The following is a 17,353-nucleotide window of genomic DNA, read 5'->3' on the forward strand; positions in this document are numbered from 1 at the left end:
AAAATGGTAGATAGCTCTATAAAGTACATACTTAATTACATGAAAAAACAAACACTTACATGTCTTTTAATAATGAAAATAATAATTTATGAAATACCTCTTTTTAATAACCGTGCTGTTTTTTTCATGTAAGAGTAAACAAGAAAAACCAATAAACAGTAATGAGAAGCAGTACGTTGAGAATATCGCAGAAGTAGAAATATCTAATCAGAAAATAGAACAATTCATTGGAGATAAAATGGAAGCCATGAATATTCCTGGTCTATCTATGGCAATTATCAATAAAGGAAAAATAGTATATCATATTACTAAAGGATATGCTAATATTGAAGACAACAAAGAAGTAAATCAACAAACATTATTTGAGGGAGCTTCTATTTCCAAATCAATGTTCGCCTATTTGGCTATGCAGTTAGTTGATGAAGCAAAGATGGAACTAGATAGACCATTACATCAATATATTGGCCAGCCTTTCCCTGGATTAGACAAAACAAATGAAGCTTATAAAGAAATTACTGCTCGCATGGTACTGTCCCATAGTACAGGATTTCCCAATTGGCGTGGTAACTCAGAATTGAGGACTCAATTTAAACCAGGAACTAAATTTGGATATTCCGGTGAAGGCTATCAATACTTGGTTTATGCAGTGCAATCAATTCTAGATACCGATTATCGGGGTTTAGAATCATATTTTAAAGAAAAAATTGCTATTCCTCTTAAAATGAAGAATACGACCTATATTCCAAATTCCCAAACTCTTAAAAATAAGGCATCAGCTTATAAAAATGAAACCCTTATTCCCAAACAGGAAAACCCTCAGGAATTTAATGCCGCAGCAGGAATTCATTCGGAAGCTATATCCTATTCAAAATGGCTAATAAATTTGATGAATAAAAATGGCTTGACAAAAGAAAGCTACCATGAATTGTTTGCAGATCAAATTGCTACACCAAAAAAGGATTGGTTTAACAAGGTTGGCATCACAAATTGGACTTTAGGATTTGCAAAACATAAATTTGATTTTCTTGACAGACCCATTTATGGTCATATTGGAAATAATGAAGGTTTTACAAGTCTTTTCTTAATGGACTTAAGTAAAAAATGGGGAATTGTAATCTTTACCAATGCAGACCAAGCTGATGATTTTGGATTTGAGCTGTTCAAATATTTGAACAATGAAAATTATGAAATTTAAGTAGACCTATTTTTATCTAACGTTTAGATTAATTACCTCTAAAAATCCTTAAAATCAATCAAAATAGTCTCTTATCTAAAAATCATAGCTAATTTCCCCTAAACTAATTATTCAAATACACATTGTACACAAGTTATTAATATGAGAAAAAGTTTAATAATATTAATTTTTACGAACGGGGCTTTGTTCATTTCGGCAAGTTGGTAAATCAACTTCAAACAACGTTAGGATTGATTCAGTGACAGTGGACTCAATAAAAATGAATAAAATCCAGGAATCACTGAACTATTATCTTGACACTGATTCTACATATACTGATTTTACGGAAAAAGGCTTAACCATACAAAAACAGCTTACCAAAAAGGAGGAGAATACATTGAACTTAGCGAAATAATAGGGTATATTGATTCTACAAGAACACAATATGAGCACGGGATATTCTGGACTCGTACAATCAATGAAACCACTATGCCATTAGAACTAATGATTCATTCATAATTCATAATTCCCAGTTCACCAGACAACCACTTAATTTTCCTGCACCAGATTCCTACTTTAAATTATTTCTGCATCCTAACACAATGACCCTTGGCAAACTATCATTGTATAGCAATAGTATAGATGGTTTAATTTTTTTTTAGGTACCAATTTTAATAAATAAACAATGCTACAAAGAACGATTAACCCTGAGGAGGGGCATCTATTCTATATCGTTTTACTAATTCACGCACCAGATAACGACACCATACGAGCAGGATTTATCTTAAAAGAACATGACCTTTCTATAAAAATAACATAGAACCATCTGGTTCTAAATTAATTCCCTGCGGAAAGATTGTTTTTAAAAATTAGGTTAGTAAATTATCTTTGTTCAATTTATCTATGTGCTTAATATATTTATAGTTACAAAAAATTATACCACACTAACACTACACTATAAACGTTCCCACATTTTATCCGCATTTAATCTAAAAGTACCTAAGTGATCAAAACTACATTCAGATGGAGCTATAATAGATAAAAACGGTTCTTCTTTTCTATTTCTATAAAGGTGATATACCTCACCTACTATAGGTTCAAAAGTAAATTTAGCATTGTAAACTAAGTTATTATACTCAAACTGCTCAATCAAAACATCATACTGCGCTCTTAGCTCATCGTACTTAGCCTTCACCTGTTTATTTACTTTATGAACATTTGTGTTTTTCCAGGCTACGGTATCCGGAATTGTTATCACAGGAGCACCCACATCTGTAGCATAAGGTTTTAATGCTGCATCATACCGATTTTCCTCTTCATTATAAACTACCTGATCTGGTTTTTTATTACTCATCTCTATCTTTTTGAAATTTTATTATGTGTAATCTGTCTTTGTCGAGAACATTTAAATCTACCATCTTCAAAAACACGTTTTTTAAGATGTTTTGTTTTTCGACCTTGTACTCTTTTTCGCCACATTCTAAAACTAGATGGCTTCATTTCCTTGCGCATCAGATTGATAACCTGTTGTTCTTTTAATCCAAATTGCATTAAAATAGCATCAAAAGGTGTGCGATCTTCCCAAGCCATTTCAATAATTCTATCTACATCTCTTATCGTTAAATCATTTTGCATTTCAGTTTAGATTTTTCTATTTGGTAATGTATGCTTTTTTAAAATTCGATAGCTTTCCTTCCTTACGAGTGCATCATCTTTCATATCCCATAAGGTATCACTCGCTTTTTTTCGAGTAGTATTGATATCCACTATAGGAAAAGGATAATCTACACCTATTTCGAGGTTATTAAATTGTTGCTCCAGAGGTGGCATTTTATAGGGTTCATGAATATATGTTAGTGGAATGTTTTTTAGTTCAGGGACCCATTTTCTAATAAAAACTCCTTCTGGATCATGTTCTATACTATTTTTTACAGGATTATATATTCTAAGTGTATTAGTTCCTGTTTCCCCTGCTTGCATTTGGAGTTGCGGAAAATGAATACCTGGTTCAAAATCTAAAAACATACTGGATAAATGTGCACTGGCCTCCTGCCAGGGTTGCCAAAGATTATGTGTAAAAAAAGAAACCACCAAAGCTCTCATTCTAAAGTTGATATATCCCGTTTCTTTTAAACATCGCATACAAGCATCTACTAGTGGATATCCTGTTATACCTTCTTTCCAAGCAGTTTGATATACTTCAGAAATTTGCTTCTTTAGTTTTCTATATCCTTTATTTATACTTTCGAATTCCATAATATCTTCCATTTCGAACTTTTGTATAAAATGTACTTGCCATTGCAATCGGGAAGTGAATGCATCAATCTGTTTTTTATCACTAGAAGTTTCTCGTTGCTTTACCGCATATTGCCATACCTGCCTTATTGATAAATTACCCCAAGCTATATAAGGAGACAAACGACTACATCCTTTTCTAGCTAATTCTGGTTTTGAAATATGAAAACTATAATTTTTATAACGTCCTCTGAAAAAAGAGATCAAATACTCAAACCCTTTAGTTGTTCCACCTACCTGAAAATTATAGTCTATTAACGTATCTAAATCAACTGTATTAAAAACCTTTTCGAGTTCTACTATTTTTTCCATAGAGATAAAACTATCTGGTTTTGGGTTAAATTGAAACTGTGATTGATTCATATAATGCTCACAATCTTCTCTCCAATTCTCTCTATTCTGAAGTCCTCTATGAATACCATTATTCGTATTCTCCACCCATTGAATTAAATTATTTTTACAAAAACGTGAAAATGCTTTATCTCTTTCATAAGTAATTCTAATACCTGTCTCTTGATGAGAAAACACCTGATCAATCTTCCAGAATTGCTGTAAAGTACCAATTGTATGAATAACCTCTGAAGAAACACACAATACCTTTGTATTATAAGGAAGTAACTGAGTATTTAAATCATCTAGTGATTGTTTTATAAAATTCCAATGTCGTTCACTATAATGTTTATCTTCTTTTAATGTATTTTCAAAAACGTACAACAATAAAGTTGGTGAATCTGCTGCTATTGCATTATGTATAGCTTCATTATCTTGCAATCGAAGATCTCGCTTAAACCAAACTATATTGATATGTTCTTTATTAATACTCATTGGGGTTTTCGATAATATGATTAGCTCTTTCCTTTAATTTACGTAGTTTTTCTTTGTCCATTTTGCTCAATAAGCTCAACATCATGGACATCCGTTGATTATCTTTAAAATATTCTTGCTTTTCATCTAAAAAATTCCAGTAAAGTGAATTGAAAGGACAAGCATCTTTTTCATGTTTCTTTGAAACTTTATAGTGACAACCCTTACAGTAATTACTCATTTTATTGATATAACTACCACTAGAAACATATGGTTTTGTTGCTACCAATCCACCATCTGCAAATTGACTCATACCGCGAGTATTTGTGATTTCGACCCACTCAACGGCATCAATATAAACACCTAGATACCATTGATCAACCTCATCGGGATCTGTCATTGTTAATAAAGCATAATTACCGGTAATCATCAAGCGCTGTATATGATGTGCGTATGCATCATCAACACTCTGCCGAATAGCAGAACGCATACAATTCATTTTGGTATTACCTGTCCAATAAAATTCTGGAAGTTTATGAGTGTTATTAAGCTCATTTAGATTTTTATAACCTGGCATTTTTGCCCAATACATACCCCTCATATACTCTCTCCATCCAAGTATCTGACGTACAAACCCTTCTACTTGTGATATATCTATTTCTTGTTTTTGATTTCTCCAATACTCAATAACTTTAGTAATTACTTCCATTGGATGAAGCATTTTGGTATTCATAGCAAAAGATAGTCTACTATGGAATAAATATTTTTCATCCGGATGCATCGCATCTTGATAGTCTCCAAAATATACCAGGAGGTTTTCACAGAAATAATCTAATAGCGATAAACATTCTTCTCTAGAAGTTGGCCAATTAAATTCTTTTGGATTAATGTTTCCAATAGTCTTAACATCAGCATTTTTAATTAGCTCGACTAAATCACTAACGTCTTTTCCTAAATCTCTCTGACCAGGAATTTCTGGACTACCATTCCATTTTTTTCTGTTGCTTTGGTCAAAATTCCATTTACCCCCTTCTGGATCCTTCTTGGTGATCATCATGATATCATATTTCTTTCGCATATCACGATAGAAATATTCCATTGTATATTGCTTCTTACCTTCAAAAAAATCAGAAAAATCCGTTCTAGATGTAAGGAAATGCTCCGTATCAAATACTTCCGTATCTATCGATAATTGATTACAAAAGTCTTTCAATTGTTTATCCAATCGATATTCATCTGGAAGTTGATATTCGAACTTGGTAATGTTTTTTGTTTTTATAATTTTTTCGAGATTGGCTACTAAATCTTGTTTATTATCCTGATGATCTAATTCATAGTAGATTATCTCAGAACCTTTCTTACGTAACCAAGAAGCAAAATTTCGCATACTTTGGAAAAAACCTACTACTTTCTGAATATGATGCACTGTATAATCAGTCTCCTGACGCATTTCGGCCATGAAATAAAAAACATCTTCTTGAGTATCCTTGTACCAAGAATGCTCATAATTTAATTGATCACCAAGTAACAAACGTAGTATCATAAATCAAAATAATGTTTGTTGTAACCAAAGGCTTTGAAATTTTTGTTCTGGATCATATCTTTGCGATTGGAATTCTATATTAAATTTTCGGTCTCTAGGATCATTACCAACTCCAGCAACATATTGCCAGTTTCCATAATTACTATGGACATCATAATCTATCAATAACGATTCAAAATATGCTGCTCCTACCCTCCAGTCCAACTTCAATTCCTTTGCGAAATAAGAAGCTACGTTTTGTCGACCACGATTACTCATCCATCCTGTATTTTTAAGCTCTATCATATTTGCATTAATAAAAGACTCTTTCGTTTCTCCATTAATCCATTGACGAATACTTTGAATATCTTTCGACCAAGAATAATCTTTATGAAGTATTCCTTTTATTTTAAACAGATCATTCCCATGTTTTAAGGAAATATATTTAAAAAAGTCTCTCCAAATTAATTCAAAAATAAGCCAGTATGTACTCTGATTTTTCTGTACATCATTCTCATAATTTCTTACCTGATGATAAATCGTACGCGCCGAAATCGATCCATTGGATAGCCAAGCTGAAAGCTTAGAACTATAATCTGTACCTACTAATCCATTTCTTGTTTTCTTGTAATATGAAAGTTTTTTAGTATTCCAAAAATAGCCTTGCACCCTTTGATTCGCTTGGTCTTCTCCTCCTTTAAAAGGGAAGGCCGTTCTGGAATCTATTTCGAATTCTTGAAAATCAAGATCAGATACTTTTGGAATATCTGTAGTATTTTCTAGCATATTTTCGGGTGCCAAAGGCTCTATTACAACTTCTGCTCGAACGGTAGCGAATTTTTCGCATTCCTTTCTGAAATTGGTAAACACTTTTGGAACATTCTCTATATCAAAAGGAATATCATCTGGATGAAAAAGAAATTGATCGTATGACTCCATCCACTCTATATTTGGATTCTTTATCTCATTTTTTATAGAATCGAAAATCTCTTTTTCTTCTGTAGTCCACTCTTTTTGAAGGTACACTTTCCTTATTTTATAATCTTCAATAAGTTTTGAGAAAATTTCTTCGGGTTTATTTTGATAAACAAGTAACGTAATATTTAGTTTACTTAGGTTTTCTTTTAATTCTGTTACACTCTCTACAAGAAATTTAGTTCTATATTTTTCTACTTTCTTAAAACCAAACTGATCAAAATCAAATAATCTAGGATCAAAAAAAAATACGGCAATTACTTTATCATTTTCGGACGCAGCTTTGTATAATGAATTGTTATCGGCAATTCTTAAATCATTTCTAAACCATACAATTCCTGTCTTCATCATATTGCATAAATAATTTATATCTTCTTTGCTTCAGCTTTTATCCTACCTCTATTATTTCTGCATCTATCACTACAATACTTTACTTCTTCCCAAACCTTTTCCCACTTCTTTCTCCAAGTAAATGGCCGTTCGCATACTTTACAGATTTTAGTAGGTAAGTTAGATTTCTTCAAATCATCTATTTTGTTTAATAAATTTAAAAATATATTAAACAAAAATATAACACTAAGATGGTCTTAACAAGATACAAACGTTAAGAATAGTCTAATTATAGACTATATCTGTATAAAGTGTACCAACAAACTATAAAGAAAAATGGTTGTCCATAAAAATGTACGTAACCAATTAAGATTGATCAATCGATTTATAAACTTACTATCAAACTTTCCATCCGAAATACGACTATGCATAGGAACGAACTGCAAAAAAGTGGAAGACCAAACTAGTGCCACCAAAATCAAACTTATAAAGCTATAAAAATTAGAAAACCAAAAAGTAAAAATAACATTCATCAAAAGTTGACCTATCATTAAAGGCATAACGATCAGACCTATTCTAACTGCATACACACTATGCCATTTTATCAAATCTTGTTTTTGAAAATGTTTAAAACTTGGATATATAATAAGTTGCACTATCCAGATTAGAATCAATAATCCAAAATCGAAAAGCAATCTAACTACGGTAAAATCCATTCTGTTTAGAAATCAGGTATTTCAGCTGCTCTTGCATAAGGATACTCTGCGATTTTTTCCAAAGCATAATAGGTATTCAAACCAGAAATACCGATTGTATCAGTGACACTCAAGTCTAAATCCAAATGATCTCCTATAATCCTTTCAGGAATTATTAAATGCTTTATTTCACCTATCATCAAAATAGTATTATTAAGACGAATATCAATGGATTCTATAAATTGTAACCCTATTTTAAGTTGACTTTCTTTAACGAAAGGAGCATTAAATCCTGATATATATTCTTCACTCAATCCACATTTTTCAAACTCGGAATCATCTCGATTCAGCTTAGCAGAGGTATAATGCGCATTTTTCGTAAAAGATCTATGTATATGATTAATTGTATACTGACCATTTTGTAAAATATTTTCATAGGTATGTCGAGGAACTTCGCCAATTGGCCTCATAATAAATCCCATAAGCGCAGGATCACTTCCTAAGTGAACTACAGAACTGAATATTGCAACATTAGTTTTCCCATCATCTGCGATCGTTCCAATAAGGTTTGCGGGTTTAATACCGGATACAGCATTTATTATTTTTAACCGCTTTACACGATCCATCGACACTATCTGTTGTTTTGTATAATGCATATTTAATAAGAGCTCTTATCTTTAATGAATCAATTATTTATGTAGTTCTGTAATTCTGCAATTTTATCAGATGTATTAAAAACACCTCCATAATATGAAGTTACCGTTGCCGAAGTATCATCCTTAATTCCTCTAGAAGAAACACATAAATGTTTTGCATCTATAATAACAGCCACATCTTCTGTATTTAGGATCTGTTTAAGTTCCGTGGCTATTTGATTTGTCAATCTTTCTTGCACTTGAGGACGTTTGGCAAAATATTGTACAATACGATTAAGTTTTGACAACCCAATCACTTTGCCTGATGAAATATATGCAACGTGCGCTTTGCCTATTATTGGAACAAAATGATGCTCACAGTTAGAATAAAATGTGATATTTTTCTCTACAAGCATCTGATTATATTTATACTTATTATCAAACAATGCTACTTTGGGTTTATTCTTAGGGTCTAATCCTGAAAAAATCTCCTCGATATACATTTTGGCTACGCGATTAGGTGTTCCCTTTAGCGAATCATCTGTTAAATCTAACCCCATGACATCCATGATCTCTGCAAACAAGTGAGCTATACGTTCCTTTTTTTCTGTGTCGGACATATCAAATGCATTTTTCTTCATTGGAGTTTCCATGCCGGTACTAATATGATCATCACCTATATCATCAATAGAAAAACCTTTTAAATTATATCCATTAGACTTTAACAATGTTTCTGTTCCTATTTTCATTCGATTCTTTATTGTATTCTGAAGATGTAATTTATTTTTCTATAGAGTAATACCCGAAAAGCAATCTTTACATCATCAACGTGATTAATAAACTTCTAAAACCAAAGCTACGCAATTGTTTAACTTTTTACACTATTAGTTAAACAAAAATTAACATATTGAATGTATTATGTTTCTGAATGAAGTAATTCCTCAACTCTTTTGATGTTACAATCAATTTCCCCTACTAATATTTGTGCAATTAAGAGTTTGTTGTATTTTTGACTTCTGTTATGATTTTAAAAGTTTAGTTTTTCAAAACATTTCAGGCCCCGTAAACATTTCGAACTTTCCTAATTGCGCTTCGGTAACTAATTATTTTTAATTTTACCGATTATAAGAGCACGAATCTTTTAACCAAAACTACTATTAATGAAATCTTTTCGATTTTTTCTTTTTGTTTTATTTCTTTTTGTTTTTCAATCCGGGTATACTCAGGTAAGAAATGAATACCAAATTTCTTTTAAAAATGCTGTACATCATGAAGCTCAAATAGAAGCGGTGTTTACTAATTTAGAAAGTGGTACTATTTCTTTAAGAATGAGTAGAACTTCTCCTGGTAGATACGCACTGCATGAGTTTGCAAAAAATGTATATAATGTCAAAATTACAGATAGTAAGGGTAAAGACGTAACTGTCACAAGACCTAACCCTCATCAGTGGGATGTTTCTGGACACGATGGAACTATTAATTTATCTTACACATTGTTTGCAGATAGAGGTGATGGAACTTATTCACAAATAGATGAAACACACGCGCACCTAAATATGCCTGCAACTTTTATGTATGTTCCTACTTTAAAAGATCGCCCAGTACAAGTAACATACTTGGTCCGAGAAGATCTAAACTGGAATGTTGCAACACAACTAATTCCTTTAGGAGGCAATAAGTTTTTAGCTCCTAATTTACAGTATTTTATGGATAGTCCAGCTCAGATCAGTAATCATACAATTAAGGAATTTAAAGTAGCTTCTGGAGGAACCGAATATACTATAAAACTAGCATTACTTCATCAAGGTACAGAGGAAGAAGCTGATCAATATTTCGAACAAATAAAAAAGATTGTTGAACAAGAAAAAGCGGTTTTCGGAGATTATCCAAATTTCGATTATGGAGAATACACATTCCTAGCTAGCTATATGCCTCAGGTTTCTGGAGACGGAATGGAGCATCGTAATTCTACTGTTTTAACAAGTACATTAAGTCTTGCAGATGGAGGAATGGAAAAAAATATTGGCACAGTTGCTCATGAATTTTTTCACGCCTGGAATGTAGAACGTATTCGCCCTAACTCATTAGAACCTTTTAATTTTGAAGAAGCAAATATGTCTGGTGAATTATGGTTTGCCGAAGGTTTTACAAGCTACTATACAAATCTTATACTCTGCAGAGCCGGTATCATAACCCAAGATCAGTATATCGAAGGACTTAGTAAGACCTATAATTACGTTTGGAACTCTCCTGCCCTACAATATTTCAATCCTATAGAAATGAGTTATCAAGCTCCTTTTGTTGATGCAGCTACATCCGTAGATCCTACAAATAGAGGCAACACATTTGTATCTTACTATTCGTATGGAAGCATGTTAGGTCTTGCGTTAGATTTATCTTTAAGAGACAAAGATGATTTAAACTTAGATGACTACCTAAAATTACTCTGGACCAAATATGGAAAAACAGAAATACCATATACAATAGAGAATTTATTTTTTACATTGAGAGAGTATGCCGGAGAATCTTTCGCAGATGATTTCTTTGAGAAGTATATTTTTGACAGTCAAACTCCTGACTTTAAAAAACTATTGGGATCCGTGGCTATCTATCCAAAAACGAATAGTAAAGAGTCTTATTTAGGAGTAGAGATAGCATTTAACGAAGATGATAATGCAGTGATATCAAAATATGTAAAGAAGGATACTCCTGCCTATGCTATCGGTTTAGAAAAAGGAGATGTAATTGTAGCCATCGATAATCAATCTTTTTCTGATATCGACCAATTTAACGAGGTTTTAAAAAAATATAAACCTGGTAAAAAAGCAACTATTGTTTATAGAAGATTAGATGAAGAGAAAAAAGCACTTGTTAAGTTTGGTGTTAATCCTCAAGTAGAAATAACTCAATTCTCCAAACCTAGTAAGAAAGCATTACTAAAAAGAGAAAATTGGTTAAAGCCTAAATAATGTACCATCATTATTAGCAAAAAATAAAAAAGTGTATGAATAATCATACACTTTTTTATTTGTCAGCTATTTATCAAGTTAGCTATATGATAAAAATGCTATCATCTTCTTGATGCCCTGCATAAATCCAGATCAGTTTTAGCTTTATCTAGTTGCTCTCTTGTTTCTCTTAATGCAGTTTTAAAGTCTTCTAGCTTTTTCACCTCTTCCTCCTGTTTTGCTAATAAGGCTTTCATCTCTTTAATTTGCCTGTAAGAACTTACAATATTTACATACATTTTGTATGCATATGTAGTATCCTTTGGATCAATAGTTTCACTTAGATCCCCTATTTCAGACTCCAAAGACCTATTTATATAATACAGATCTTCTTTTTTATCTGGCCTATTCAAAGAATCTATCAATTTTCCTATCTTGAACATTCCTTTGGAAAAGTCTTTTTGAAACTTAACCCTTTTTTCTATGACAGCCTTACGTTCTCGTAATACTTCATTTTCTTTAAGAGGAACCCTATCAAAATCAAAAAAGAATGCGGTAACAATTAATGCGACTGTAAATAAAAATAGTAAGGCAAACTTTAAAACACTATTTCTTCTTTCTTTACTGTTTTTTGGTTTCATTTCTGTAAATTATAATTTAAATACACATTAATCTAATAAGAAACTGCGTCTGTTTTTAACATCTGGTTTCGCAATAACTTCTTCCTTAACAAATATATTAGAATCTGATTTTTTACCAATATAATCAAGCTCATTTAATTTTTTAAATAATGAGAGCATTAATTTCGTAAAACTTGATACATTATGTAGAGCTTTATTAATATCTGTATGCTGATATTCTAGATCCATCATTTCTATCAATACATTCTCAAACGCTCCTTGATTAAGATCACACCAATCCGACAAATAATTTAATAACTCTTCTTTCCCCGTACCCACATAAACATCCATATTATTCTTGATTACTCTAGCAAGTGACATGAGCTTAGTGATCATAGTAACTGGTGGAAGATGTCTATCATACAACCTAAACTCTGGCAACATTCCTCCCAGATACTGCAAAGTACCCTGAGTTAGTGTTAACACCATCGTTGCAAGTTCATTAGATTGCTTTTTTTGATAGATCTTCTGGATAATATTCATAGAATATTTCTCTATAGCATTAAAAAACGTATGTATTTCCGTGTAGATATATCGAAGATCTTGATGACTTTGGATAGAAACACACGGAGGAATAAAATCTTCTGCTAGAGATGCTACTCCATCATTAAATTCTATCTTACCTATCGTAATATGATGTTTTCCAAATTCTTCTTCATTGGCTTCTGCCATATTAATAACACTAAGACCGTATTCAGGCAACACATGTGGATGTCGCGGCGGTTCTTCTTCAGGATCCGCATCTCCTACAGGAATTCTTCCATAAGGATCTACACTAAGCACTATATAACATTCTTCCTCAGTACGATTGATCTTATATTCTGTATTAATGATACTTCCTTTTTGCTCTAACGAAGAAGATATTTCTGGTGTAATATTTATTATATATCCGCCTTTAGTAATAGCTCTACATCTATTAAGCTGTACTTTTATAGTATCTTGACCATCCATAGAAAACACCATATCCACAGCATCATCACCTACTAAATCAGGTAACAATCCATAATTAATCGCATTAATATCTTTAGAACCTATTAGCTGCGAAAAATTAGTAAATGCATTATCTGCCTCAATAAAATGATTTTTATTGATCTTCATGCCGTCAATCCAGTTGACACGATGATGATTTTTATTCGTTAATTCCATCTTTTTAAAATATACTTGTTTTAGAATATTTCAGTACAATATTCTTTATACAGTTATTATCCTCTCGGGTTAACTCTAATTCTTTTATTTTAATACCCTTTCCTTTGATTTTCTCACAAAACTCAATAAAAGTAGTTCGCTTTCTATTTACTATTATTGGTAAGTCAAGATTTCTACATAGATAATCCTTAAAATCATTAACACTTGCTTTCTTTGTTGAAACAAGAATAAGTTTAGCTTTAAATGATTTTTCATTTATAAAAGGTGCCTTAAACTCATCTTTGGGATCATCCGCAATAGGATTATCTCCTATAGGATCCACCGGAATTGTGGACACGTCTCGCACTACTGTAGGATCTCTACGAACTCTCTCTTCTTTTTTAGGTAACACTTCTATAGTTTGCGTAGTCGCATATTTAAGCTCTCCATTAGGAATTAAGGTAATTGTCTTTTTACCTTCTGTATTATAGACATATTCAGGATTCTGCTCTTTAGAATTCCCTCCTATAGCATCCTCAAAATTCCATTCCCAAGATGTCGCATCTAAGGTATTATCCTGTACTTTTAGTTTTTCTCCAACTCTAATTTTTGGTGTAAGAATTTTAAACTTAGCTTTCTTTAAAGGATCTAAAACTTCTTTTTTCTCCAAAATGGTAATAGTCTCAATTCTAGGACATTTACCGTTAACAATCAATGAAACATTATATTCTCCTGGCTTCTTGAATGTATGAAAAAGTTTTCTTCTAGAATCCGTTGCAGTACTATCTCCAAAATCCCATTTCCACTCCAATGCTCCTATTGTTTTATCTTCAAACTCAATAGACTCATCTACTCTAGCTTCAGTTTTACTGTAAGAAAATTCTATAATCTCGCAAGGAGTGTAATTAACGTATTTAAAGGCAAAAACCGTTGCCGTTACCAGTATTGTTATGATAAAAAACAACACTACACTTTTATCCATATGATAATTCGTTGTACTATTTGATGTTTTCATTACTTATTGTTTTCAAAATATAATTAATCTACTACCGTAATCTTATATGGAAAAACATTCAGGGATTGCTGTTCCAAAATAGATAAAATATTACTTTTTAAAGAATCCCACTCCCCAGATGAAGTTTTTTCTTCTTTGTTTGCAAAAAGCATAACTTCAATACAAGGAATAAGCCCCTTAGAAATGTGAATATCGGTTTTAAAACCTTTAGACACTTTTACTTCTTCTACTTTATTACTACATAATTCATAACAAAGTGCTTTGACATCTTCTCTTGTAACAATTCTGTTTCTAGACAACAAGGCTCTTCGATATGCATTAAGCCTTTCTTCCATTCCCAGGTTATTCTTACCTTGAAATGTAGAAGTTAGAAACATACTCCCTTTTTGTTTCAGATCAGTTCCTTGATAAATATTTAGTGAATTACCAGATTTAATTTGATTCGCATCTTCACCATTCGTTACCCAGTATTCTACCAAAAGTGTATCCTTCTTCTTATAAGGTTTTACTGAAATGTAATTCGTCTCTTCTGATGATTTTTTCATATCAGACACCTTCTTTTCTAATAAAGATATATTCTGATTTAGTTCATTTATATTGGACTGCAAAAAATCGTTCCCAAAAAAGGAAAAAGAAGCACTTTCATCTTTCAACAATTCGATTAAATGTATTAAGTACTCTCGCGCCTTTCTATAATCCAATTTACTTACATTATCTCTTCTAATAACATAAGTACCTTTATCATCTGATGAAGAATCATTTTCTCTTAACCTATATTCCTTTCCAGAAGTATTAGAAATCGATTTTATATCAAGGAACAATTCCTGCGTACTTATTGGCACAATATCTATATAATCCTTTAACTGATACGAAATACTTTCCCACTTTCTGTTAAGCGCAGGAAAAGCATTAAAAGTACAATAAACACTTTCCAAAACTGAATCATCAATAATCCTCGGAAACTCAATCTTAATCCAACTAAAATCCTCTAAATCATCATGATCCTTCTGATTTATAAAGTTAGAAAATTCTTCTGGTATTTTAGCCTTGGAGCTTAATGAAATATTTGATTTTATAGAAATAAAGTGTTTTTTATATAGCTTCTTTATCTGCTGTTCTATATTTCTTGTCTTATTAGGCTTATAATCAAATATAGACTCTAAATTTATTCTCCTTGAGACATTACTATTATAATACCCTGGAAAAACGTCTACTAACTTACCATCTATATAAAAACTTGCATTTTTAAGATGATGATAAAATAGTTCATTCTCCTGCACATCTAACAACTCGAAATAAAAGGACACATCTTTTAATGCAATTTTTTCATGTTCGGTTTTCACACCTAAATATAAGGTAGAATTTGGCAATGAACCTCCTTTGTTTAACGACAAAGAACTTGTCGTCTTCCTCTTACCTTCTAATTCAAAAATCTTATTACCACATATCATCCGACTGATAGTAGCGTCAATTAATTCATTTTTCTGAATTGGGGAAAAATATATATTTTTCAGTTCAGTGCTAGCATTCTTTGTCTTTACCTTCTTCTTATAATACAACAAATGCTCTGGAGTAATTGTCGATTTTTTCTCAATCGGTTCAGAATAAACTATTCCGTGTGCCGGTCGTGATCCATATAAAGTTTCCGGAGTCATTAATTGAATCAACCGCTCTGTTATTCGAGTCTGAGAATTATCAATTTCGCCAGAAATTTTTTCTATTTCCGAAGCACAAGCACCAATAAGAAGAGATACAACAGGATCAAAAGAGCTTTCTATTTCATTAGGAGAAACTCCCCACAGGGAAGCAGCCTTTTTGATCATTCTGTTTTTAATCTGAACTTTATTTTCTAAACTCATAAACCCTTTTAAAATGAAAGTGGAGCTATATAAAACCTTTCCAGGCAAGAGAATTGCTCATTAGTTCTACTAACAATACCATTCACTTTTATTTCTACACGTTTCTTAATTCTATTTAAACTTCCTCTGTTTTTAAATTCCTCCTGTTTTATAACCACATCTACAGTTACTTTTTTGAGTCTTTTTTCTTGAGAAACAATGCTTTCCACTAAAGATTCAGAAATTGTATTTCGTAATTTATTTGTACTTGTTAGATTATCAAAATCCACATTCCAGATAGAACATCCAAATGACTCATCAAAAGTACATTCACCAAAATATGACGTTGTAATCAGATGAATATAACCAATAATAGATTGTGTAAGATCACAATTCTCAATTTCCTTATTCTTAATAATTTTAAAAGTATCTAAAGGCAATTTATAATAAGAAGTAATCATAAATAATAATTTGTGTACTTTATTAAACTTCATTAGCAAATGCAATTTAATAAACATTTTATTTATCAGCACTTCATAATTCAATAAACTAACTAAAAAAATAACAATCTTTTATTTTCTCATTTTATTTTAGTGTTATCAATACATGAAGGGTAGAAAATAACCATAAGTTTTTTATATTTGTGTAAATTTTATTTTTCAAATGAACACACTTTACAAAACTTTCTTTTTATTTATTATCATTGTTGGGGCAATGAGTTGTGGGGGTTCTAAAAAAGCAGAACAAGAAGCGTTAGCTCAAGCTAGGAGAGATTCTATTGCCTTGGCAAAACAAAATGCGGTCCTACCTATTCAAAAAAAATACGGAGCTATTCTAGGGATTCCTCCAAAAGAAATAAATAATGTTCCCTTATTTGAGTTTATTGATGACTGGATGAATGCTCCATATAAACTTGGCGGAAATACGAAACAAGGGATTGATTGTTCCTATTTTACTCAATATATTTTTCATGATGTATATGGTAATTTAATTGAACGAACTGCCCAAAAACAGTTTGACGCACCAGACACCAACAAGTTTAAAGGACAACATAACCTTAAACAAGGAGATCTTATATTTTTTAATAATAAAGGATCAGAATTTCGTGAAATCACTCATGTAGGATTTTATCTTGGCAATAATCGATTCGTTCATTCTACCTCAAGAAGAGGGAATTCTGGCGGAAATGGTGTACAAATTAGCGATTTAACAAAACAACCTTGGCAAAGAATGTTTGTTGCCGGAGGAAAAAAACCTAAATTTAGCAACAATACTCCCGAAAATTAAACAAAGTAACATTCTTTACACCAACTAAAC

General features: G+C 31.6%; 19 protein-coding genes. 5 read left to right on the top strand and 14 right to left on the bottom strand.

What is annotated here, in order from left to right; genetic code table 11:
- The first annotated feature begins 88 nt into the window (after positions 1-88).
- From Q0910_RS17480 to Q0910_RS17490, 3 genes are all read left to right on the top strand, one after another.
- Complete coding sequence (locus Q0910_RS17480) at positions 89-1,195, top strand: serine hydrolase domain-containing protein (protein WP_299219173.1); 1,107 nt, start codon at positions 89-91, stop codon at positions 1,193-1,195.
- Positions 1,196-1,454: 259 nt separating this feature from the next.
- Entirely contained in the window at positions 1,455-1,589 is a 135-nt protein-coding gene (locus Q0910_RS17485) for a hypothetical protein (RefSeq protein ID WP_299219175.1), read from the top strand.
- A 270-nt stretch (positions 1,590-1,859) separates the two neighbouring features.
- Positions 1,860-1,994 carry a hypothetical protein gene (locus Q0910_RS17490; protein WP_299219177.1) on the top strand — a complete coding sequence of 45 codons (135 nt, stop codon included), beginning with the start codon at positions 1,860-1,862 and terminating at the stop codon, positions 1,992-1,994.
- A gap of 135 nt (positions 1,995-2,129) precedes the next feature.
- Here Q0910_RS17490 and Q0910_RS17495 read toward each other — a convergent pair whose 3' ends face one another.
- From Q0910_RS17495 to folE, 9 genes are all read right to left on the bottom strand, one after another.
- Entirely contained in the window at positions 2,130-2,528 is a 399-nt protein-coding gene (locus Q0910_RS17495) for a DUF2452 domain-containing protein (RefSeq protein WP_299219179.1), read from the bottom strand.
- A gap of 2 nt (positions 2,529-2,530) precedes the next feature.
- On the bottom strand, positions 2,531-2,809 hold the full coding sequence (locus Q0910_RS17500; RefSeq protein WP_299219181.1) for a TIGR03643 family protein: 279 nt from the start codon (positions 2,807-2,809) through the stop codon (positions 2,531-2,533).
- A gap of 6 nt (positions 2,810-2,815) precedes the next feature.
- A complete protein-coding gene (locus Q0910_RS17505; protein WP_299219183.1) occupies positions 2,816-4,294 on the bottom strand; it encodes an FAD-binding domain-containing protein in 1,479 nt (492 codons plus the stop codon).
- A complete protein-coding gene (locus tag Q0910_RS17510) occupies positions 4,284-5,816 on the bottom strand; it encodes a cryptochrome/photolyase family protein (RefSeq protein ID WP_299219185.1) in 1,533 nt (510 codons plus the stop codon). The genes Q0910_RS17505 and Q0910_RS17510 overlap by 11 nt, the downstream gene beginning before the upstream one ends.
- A 3-nt stretch (positions 5,817-5,819) precedes the next feature.
- Positions 5,820-7,118 carry a DASH family cryptochrome gene (locus Q0910_RS17515; RefSeq protein WP_299219369.1) on the bottom strand — a complete coding sequence of 433 codons (1,299 nt, stop codon included), beginning with the start codon at positions 7,116-7,118 and terminating at the stop codon, positions 5,820-5,822.
- A 17-nt stretch (positions 7,119-7,135) separates the two neighbouring features.
- Entirely contained in the window at positions 7,136-7,294 is a 159-nt protein-coding gene (locus Q0910_RS17520) for a DUF2256 domain-containing protein (RefSeq protein ID WP_299219187.1), read from the bottom strand.
- Between the two features lie 102 nt (positions 7,295-7,396).
- Positions 7,397-7,816, bottom strand: a complete 420-nt coding sequence (locus Q0910_RS17525) for a hypothetical protein (RefSeq protein WP_299219189.1) — start codon at positions 7,814-7,816, stop codon at positions 7,397-7,399.
- Between the two features lie 5 nt (positions 7,817-7,821).
- Positions 7,822-8,421, bottom strand: coding sequence for a flavin reductase (locus Q0910_RS17530; protein WP_299219191.1), 600 nt, complete (start codon positions 8,419-8,421; stop codon positions 7,822-7,824).
- A 59-nt stretch (positions 8,422-8,480) separates the two neighbouring features.
- Positions 8,481-9,179, bottom strand: a complete 699-nt coding sequence (folE, locus tag Q0910_RS17535) for a GTP cyclohydrolase I FolE (RefSeq protein WP_299219193.1) — start codon at positions 9,177-9,179, stop codon at positions 8,481-8,483.
- Between the two features lie 411 nt (positions 9,180-9,590).
- On the opposite strand from folE, the gene Q0910_RS17540 reads away from it, so the two are divergent.
- Positions 9,591-11,399, top strand: coding sequence for a PDZ domain-containing protein (locus Q0910_RS17540; protein WP_299219196.1), 1,809 nt, complete (start codon positions 9,591-9,593; stop codon positions 11,397-11,399).
- A 101-nt stretch (positions 11,400-11,500) separates the two neighbouring features.
- Here Q0910_RS17540 and tssO read toward each other — a convergent pair whose 3' ends face one another.
- From tssO to Q0910_RS17565, 5 genes are read right to left on the bottom strand one after another with little or no spacing between them, the layout of a single operon-like run.
- On the bottom strand, positions 11,501-12,019 hold the full coding sequence (tssO, locus tag Q0910_RS17545) for a type VI secretion system TssO (protein WP_299219198.1): 519 nt from the start codon (positions 12,017-12,019) through the stop codon (positions 11,501-11,503).
- 27 nt (positions 12,020-12,046) lie between these two features.
- Positions 12,047-13,204, bottom strand: coding sequence for a hypothetical protein (locus tag Q0910_RS17550; RefSeq protein ID WP_299219200.1), 1,158 nt, complete (start codon positions 13,202-13,204; stop codon positions 12,047-12,049).
- A 4-nt stretch (positions 13,205-13,208) separates the two neighbouring features.
- Entirely contained in the window at positions 13,209-14,198 is a 990-nt protein-coding gene (locus tag Q0910_RS17555) for a PKD domain-containing protein (RefSeq protein ID WP_299219202.1), read from the bottom strand.
- A 23-nt stretch (positions 14,199-14,221) separates the two neighbouring features.
- Complete coding sequence (locus Q0910_RS17560; RefSeq protein ID WP_299219204.1) at positions 14,222-16,057, bottom strand: type VI secretion system baseplate subunit TssF; 1,836 nt, start codon at positions 16,055-16,057, stop codon at positions 14,222-14,224.
- An 8-nt stretch (positions 16,058-16,065) separates the two neighbouring features.
- The gene (locus Q0910_RS17565) at positions 16,066-16,530 is read right to left on the bottom strand and encodes a GPW/gp25 family protein (RefSeq protein ID WP_299219206.1); all 465 of its coding nucleotides are present in this window, start codon (positions 16,528-16,530) and stop codon (positions 16,066-16,068) included.
- 169 nt (positions 16,531-16,699) lie between these two features.
- Here Q0910_RS17565 and Q0910_RS17570 point away from each other — a divergent pair, with 169 nt between their 5' ends.
- Positions 16,700-17,323, top strand: a complete 624-nt coding sequence (locus Q0910_RS17570) for a C40 family peptidase (RefSeq protein WP_299219208.1) — start codon at positions 16,700-16,702, stop codon at positions 17,321-17,323.
- Positions 17,324-17,353 lie beyond the last annotated feature (30 nt).

Origin of the sequence: uncultured Aquimarina sp., from assembly GCF_947495315.1 — a bacterium.
In the GTDB taxonomy this organism is placed as follows: domain Bacteria; phylum Bacteroidota; class Bacteroidia; order Flavobacteriales; family Flavobacteriaceae; genus Aquimarina.

Excerpts from the sequence above, each read along its gene's own strand:
- Q0910_RS17480 (WP_299219173.1), top strand. The coding sequence starts at position 89 with ATGAAATACCTCTTTTTAATAACCGTGCTGTTTTTTTCATGTAAGAGT.
- Q0910_RS17485 (WP_299219175.1), top strand. The coding sequence starts at position 1,455 with ATGAATAAAATCCAGGAATCACTGAACTATTATCTTGACACTGATTCT.
- Q0910_RS17490 (WP_299219177.1), top strand. The coding sequence starts at position 1,860 with ATGCTACAAAGAACGATTAACCCTGAGGAGGGGCATCTATTCTATATC.
- Q0910_RS17495 (WP_299219179.1), bottom strand. The coding sequence starts at position 2,528 with ATGAGTAATAAAAAACCAGATCAGGTAGTTTATAATGAAGAGGAAAAT.
- Q0910_RS17500 (WP_299219181.1), bottom strand. The coding sequence starts at position 2,809 with ATGCAAAATGATTTAACGATAAGAGATGTAGATAGAATTATTGAAATG.
- Q0910_RS17505 (WP_299219183.1), bottom strand. The coding sequence starts at position 4,294 with ATGAGTATTAATAAAGAACATATCAATATAGTTTGGTTTAAGCGAGAT.
- Q0910_RS17510 (WP_299219185.1), bottom strand. The coding sequence starts at position 5,816 with ATGATACTACGTTTGTTACTTGGTGATCAATTAAATTATGAGCATTCT.
- Q0910_RS17515 (WP_299219369.1), bottom strand. The coding sequence starts at position 7,118 with ATGAAGACAGGAATTGTATGGTTTAGAAATGATTTAAGAATTGCCGAT.
- Q0910_RS17525 (WP_299219189.1), bottom strand. The coding sequence starts at position 7,816 with ATGGATTTTACCGTAGTTAGATTGCTTTTCGATTTTGGATTATTGATT.
- Q0910_RS17530 (WP_299219191.1), bottom strand. The coding sequence starts at position 8,421 with ATGGATCGTGTAAAGCGGTTAAAAATAATAAATGCTGTATCCGGTATT.
- folE (WP_299219193.1), bottom strand. The coding sequence starts at position 9,179 with ATGAAAATAGGAACAGAAACATTGTTAAAGTCTAATGGATATAATTTA.
- Q0910_RS17540 (WP_299219196.1), top strand. The coding sequence starts at position 9,591 with ATGAAATCTTTTCGATTTTTTCTTTTTGTTTTATTTCTTTTTGTTTTT.
- tssO (WP_299219198.1), bottom strand. The coding sequence starts at position 12,019 with ATGAAACCAAAAAACAGTAAAGAAAGAAGAAATAGTGTTTTAAAGTTT.
- Q0910_RS17550 (WP_299219200.1), bottom strand. The coding sequence starts at position 13,204 with ATGGAATTAACGAATAAAAATCATCATCGTGTCAACTGGATTGACGGC.
- Q0910_RS17555 (WP_299219202.1), bottom strand. The coding sequence starts at position 14,198 with ATGAAAACATCAAATAGTACAACGAATTATCATATGGATAAAAGTGTA.
- Q0910_RS17560 (WP_299219204.1), bottom strand. The coding sequence starts at position 16,057 with ATGAGTTTAGAAAATAAAGTTCAGATTAAAAACAGAATGATCAAAAAG.
- Q0910_RS17565 (WP_299219206.1), bottom strand. The coding sequence starts at position 16,530 with ATGAAGTTTAATAAAGTACACAAATTATTATTTATGATTACTTCTTAT.
- Q0910_RS17570 (WP_299219208.1), top strand. The coding sequence starts at position 16,700 with ATGAACACACTTTACAAAACTTTCTTTTTATTTATTATCATTGTTGGG.